Raw genomic sequence first — 4,427 nt, 5'->3', positions numbered from 1 at the left:
AGAAGCAATAGACACTCTTATAGTCTACGTCCTAATCTCAATGGCTATAGCTATAAAATTAAAAAAATCCATTATCGGGGAAAATCATCCCGATTATGCATTTAGCTTGAATAATTTAGGAGAATTATACCATTCCCAAAAAAAGTACAAAGTCGCAGAACATCTTTATATAAAAGCTTTGGAAATTGCCGATCGCACTTTGGGTGCAAATCATCCCAATACGGTGGTTATTCGGGGAAACCTGGAATATTTACGCAGGTACTATTAATTATTTACAATCCAGTAGATGAGGTAATTGTAGAGTGGATAAACTAACAAAATATCAAGAGTATGTTACAAAACTTTTGACGAACTATGCCAGTGATGATATCTCAGATAAGGATGTCGAGGTTCAACTGATTTTAGACACAGAACGCAATCATTATCAATGGATGAATGTAGGTTGGCAAGGATTGAATCGTATTTATCGATGCGTGATGCATTTTGATATTAAGGATGGCAAAATCTGGCTACAACAGAATTTAACCGATCGCAATCCCGCAGAGGAGTTAGTAGTGATGGGAGTACCACCAGAGGATATCATTTTGGGTTTGCAAGCTCCATACAAGCGTCAATATACTGATTATGGTGTAGCTTAATGCAGCAATTACTTTCTGGTGATTTGCTCTTGTTTAAAAATATGGTGATACTCTCTAAGAGTGGTCTTTGACCATCGCTTTTGCCTTGGCTTTAACATAAATGTAGGATTGTTCGCTCATCGTTAAGCGCGTTGGCGTTCGCGGAGCGTCTCGTAGAGAAGCCCACCGTTCGCGTAGCGTTCCGCAGGAAAGGTATCGCCTTTACATTACCAGCAGCTATTATTACCGCAATCAATCTATTTAAGTATTTATATTGATAAAAATCCAGGGTTTTATTTGTAAGGCAAGAAAATAAATATACCAAGTGTGGGAAATATATCTAATTTGCAGAAAAGAGCGATGTCTAACCACAAACCGCGTTGCGTCTACGCGCTATCCAATTTATGAGATAGAACCTGGAATTTTTTCTAACGAAACCAAACCATTGTCTGCAAAATTTATCTCAAGATGATAACCTTCCATCATTGCGGCTCCCAGTAAAGGCTTATAACCGGAAGCTAAAACGAGGACTACTTTTTCTATACCATCCCAAACAACAGTCGCTAAATGTATAGCTGTTAAAGCTTCGCTACCGTCAGCTAATTTGATAGGTGTACTGGAATGCAAAGGAAGATTCATTGCACCGACTGCTTGCGGTGGTAAAGTAAGATAGCCGTTAAATCCAGTATCGACAACAAAATCCAGGGAGAAATCAGGTTGTTGTGTTGACACTCCCACGGCTGAAGCACGTGGGATTCTTGTTTCATCCAGCCAACTTGTCTAGAGGAGTTTCCCCACCTAGATAGAGGTCGTTCTGTCCACAAGCTTGAATTTCGGTATGCCCTACCGTATTTTTTAATCCTTTGTTCAAAATCATAATCGCTGCATTGTGGTCACGGTGCATGACTGTTCCGCAACAATGGCATTTGTGGGTACGAGTAGACAACGTTTTTTTAACTCGTGTCCCACAAACTGAACAATCTTGACTTGTGTAGTGGGGTGCAACTGCTATTGCCCAAGTATCAAAAACTTTGGCGTAGTAGTCCACCCAATCAGTGAACAGTGACCAAGATGCATCGCTGATAGATTTAGCTAAATGATGGTTTTTGACCATATTTTTTACCTGCAAGTCCTCATAGACTACCAAGTCGTTTGACTGGACTAGAGTTCTTGCTGTCTTAACAGCAAAATCTTTCCTCTGTCTACTTACCTTGAGGTGCTTTTTAGCTAACTTTTTGACAGCTTTATGACGATTAGATGAACCTTTTTTACTATTTGAAACTTGGCGTTGTTTACGTTTTAAAGATTTCTCAGACTTGCGTAGTAGTCTAGGATTCTCTACTGTTCTACCTTTAGAATCAGTGTAGAAAAACTCTAGACCGACATCAATTCCAACTTGACTTCCACTATGTTGATGCTGTTCTTTACGTTTAACGTCAACACAGAATTGACAATAGTAACCATCAGCACGCTTGACTATTCTGACACGCTTAATCTGTTTGATAGAGTAGAAATTTAAGTCACGAGTACCAACAAGCTTTAACTTACCAATATTAAAAGCATCACTAAATACGATGTGCTTTCTATCATTAGAAAGTTTCCATCCTGATGTTTTATACTCTACAGAATGTCCACGTTTTTTAAATCGTGGGAATCCTTTTTTACGAGGGCGAATCTTAGAGATAGGGGCAGGCTTCGTTGTATAGTCGAGTTGATGATTGGGCGTATCGCAGGAGTTATTAAGCCTGCCCCTATCTCCCAAGCCAAATGCGTGACCTAATTTCTGTTTTTTGCAATTGTCATAAAAACGAGCAATTGCTAACCATGCTCTATCAGCAGAAGCCTGACGTGCCATCGAATTAAGTTTAGTGGCAAAGTTAAATTCCTTGGCTAAAACAGCACAAAGTTTTTGCAGGTCACTTCTGCCAACATCTTTGTTATCCATCCAATGTCTTAGAGCTTTGTTGCGAATAAACAAAGCAGTTCTAATGGCTTCATCTATTGAATTGTACTGACTTTGTTTACCTTTTAACTTAGCTTCTAAAACTAACATCGTTTGCATTGTCCCCTTCTAAATCGGGCAGGCTTAATATACCCGACGAATAGCCCTGTTTGCGTATCAAAAAAACCCAGAAGCCTGCCCGATTTAGATACGTGGAAGACCCTCATTTCGACCTGTTGACGATAAGTCTAATATAGTACAATATGGTTGATAAGTGCAAGCTATTGACCGCAACTTTATTATAACTTTAAAAATGATTAGCAAATATCGACATAAAACAACTTCAGTCACTCTCATCAACTATCATTTTGTTTGGATACCTAAAAGAAGGAAAAAGGTACTTATTGAAAATGTTGCTAAACGACTTGAAGAATTGTTGTATGAAAAAACAAAAGAGCTAGATTGCGAAATTATAGCTCTTGAAATTATGGAAGACCATGTAGATTTATTTCTTTGTTGTCCACCAACTTTAGCACCCGACCAAATAATGTTTAGGCTGAAAGGTTTTACGTCCAGAGTACTTAGACAAGAATTTCCACATTTATTAAAACTCCCTTCAATGTGGACTAGAAGCTATTTTTGTAGTACTGCTGGAGACGCTTCTAGTGAAACAATTAAAAGGTATATTGCTAATCAAAAGACAAGATAGACTGCACCTAAAGGTGCAACACATTCATCCCACACCGCGCATGACAGGAATCGTTGCTACGCAACTGTCCTTTGTGGGCTTTCTGCTTCAATTACTGTAAACGAAAAATAACTGGAACTATAGCCTTGCGATCGATTAATCTTCCGTAAATCATTCAACTATACGCTCTATCGAAGCACCAAAACTAAATGCAACATCATAACCGATTCGCATAGTAAATAATCTGGCGTTGGGATTTTTCTGCTTCAACATTAATCCTGATTCAACACCACATTTATCAATTCCATATTCACCAGTTTCAGCATCAATCACAATCATCTTGCCAATATTATCGCCATGTTCAACTTCTTGGCGAATCCCATTTTCGTAAAACTGTTTGGCTCTTTGGGCAACTTCCTCTACAGTCCAAAAAATAGCCTGCATAATTACACCTGCCTTTACCCTACTGTTTTTCCATATTCTCATTATAGAGGTGGGTGATCGAGCGATCGCATTGACTTGTTTGGTAAGCGTTCAGGGGGGTGCGCCTGCGGCGCACCACCCAATAATTCAGAAGTAAAGGCGCGCTCGTAAAAAATAGTAACCACAATCTGGTAGTCTATGATTTATGGAACAAGAGCGCCCCAGGTATTTAGAGCAGATACCCCAAAAAGATTGGGAGAAAACTCCAGCCAGGTCAAAAAAATGGTGGAGTCAATGGCGCAGGGCATTGAAAAATTAGAACAACAGGTTACCCAATTACTGACAGACCAGCAGCAACTATTAGAAAAAGTCAAACGCACATCGAAAAACTCATCGTCGCCACCTTCATCCGACCCACCAGGATTTGGAAAAGAGTTGCACAAAAACAAAAGCAACAAAAAACGCGGAGGGCAACCAGGGCATGAAGGTAAGAGTCGGGACTTGTACCCAATAGAAAAATGTAACCCACATTCCGCACTTCAGAATGTAATATATAGTGCTTCAACAAATCTTACAAAAAACCGTTAATGGTATTAAGTATTAACACTGCTATTTTTTAGGCTTTTGGCGATCGCTATTTAACTACCATTAGCCCAAACTTCATAAGACAAGCATATTACAAAATGAAGTGCGGAATGTGGGTTAAAACATACACCACTGGAATTCCTAACTCTTCGTCAATGGCGCGGATATCTTC

Annotated in this window: 8 protein-coding genes; 4 read left to right on the top strand and 4 right to left on the bottom strand. The window is 39.3% G+C overall.

Annotated elements, in window-relative coordinates; all coding sequences use genetic code 11:
- The coding region (locus AC5JMK_RS12750; RefSeq protein ID WP_495910247.1) for a tetratricopeptide repeat protein at positions 1-268 on the top strand (268 nt) is incomplete at its 5' end.
- A 34-nt stretch (positions 269-302) separates the two neighbouring features.
- The gene (locus tag AC5JMK_RS12745; protein WP_495910246.1) at positions 303-638 is read left to right on the top strand and encodes a XisI protein; all 336 of its coding nucleotides are present in this window, start codon (positions 303-305) and stop codon (positions 636-638) included.
- 381 nt (positions 639-1,019) lie between these two features.
- On the opposite strand, the gene AC5JMK_RS12740 is transcribed toward AC5JMK_RS12745, so the two are convergent.
- Together AC5JMK_RS12740 and AC5JMK_RS12735 are read right to left on the bottom strand one after the other, a co-directional pair.
- On the bottom strand, positions 1,020-1,349 hold the full coding sequence (locus AC5JMK_RS12740) for a clan AA aspartic protease (protein ID WP_495910245.1): 330 nt from the start codon (positions 1,347-1,349) through the stop codon (positions 1,020-1,022).
- 31 nt (positions 1,350-1,380) lie between these two features.
- Positions 1,381-2,670, bottom strand: a complete 1,290-nt coding sequence (locus AC5JMK_RS12735) for an RNA-guided endonuclease InsQ/TnpB family protein (RefSeq protein WP_495910249.1) — start codon at positions 2,668-2,670, stop codon at positions 1,381-1,383.
- A gap of 202 nt (positions 2,671-2,872) precedes the next feature.
- Here AC5JMK_RS12735 and tnpA point away from each other — a divergent pair, with 202 nt between their 5' ends.
- Positions 2,873-3,268, top strand: a complete 396-nt coding sequence (tnpA, locus tag AC5JMK_RS12730) for an IS200/IS605 family transposase (RefSeq protein ID WP_495910248.1) — start codon at positions 2,873-2,875, stop codon at positions 3,266-3,268.
- Between the two features lie 150 nt (positions 3,269-3,418).
- Here the strand turns inward: tnpA and AC5JMK_RS12725 are convergent, their stop codons facing one another.
- The gene (locus tag AC5JMK_RS12725; protein ID WP_495910244.1) at positions 3,419-3,691 is read right to left on the bottom strand and encodes a hypothetical protein; all 273 of its coding nucleotides are present in this window, start codon (positions 3,689-3,691) and stop codon (positions 3,419-3,421) included.
- 41 nt (positions 3,692-3,732) lie between these two features.
- Positions 3,733-3,855 (bottom strand): hypothetical protein, encoded by a 123-nt coding sequence (locus AC5JMK_RS12720; protein ID WP_495910243.1) that lies wholly within the window; start codon positions 3,853-3,855, stop codon positions 3,733-3,735.
- A gap of 13 nt (positions 3,856-3,868) precedes the next feature.
- Between AC5JMK_RS12720 and AC5JMK_RS12715 the strand changes: the two genes are divergently transcribed.
- Complete coding sequence (locus AC5JMK_RS12715) at positions 3,869-4,258, top strand: DUF6444 domain-containing protein (protein WP_495910242.1); 390 nt, start codon at positions 3,869-3,871, stop codon at positions 4,256-4,258.
- Positions 4,259-4,427: the final 169 nt, after the last annotated feature.

Source organism: Pelatocladus sp., assembly GCF_059505505.1.
This window is presented reverse-complemented; position numbering and strand designations above follow the sequence as displayed.

Bases quoted from the DNA above. Each gene is read 5' to 3' on its own strand.
- AC5JMK_RS12725 (WP_495910244.1), bottom strand. From the start codon at position 3,691: ATGCAGGCTATTTTTTGGACTGTAGAGGAAGTTGCCCAAAGAGCCAAA.
- tnpA (WP_495910248.1), top strand. From the start codon at position 2,873: ATGATTAGCAAATATCGACATAAAACAACTTCAGTCACTCTCATCAAC.
- AC5JMK_RS12715 (WP_495910242.1), top strand. From the start codon at position 3,869: ATGATTTATGGAACAAGAGCGCCCCAGGTATTTAGAGCAGATACCCCA.
- AC5JMK_RS12735 (WP_495910249.1), bottom strand. From the start codon at position 2,670: ATGTTAGTTTTAGAAGCTAAGTTAAAAGGTAAACAAAGTCAGTACAAT.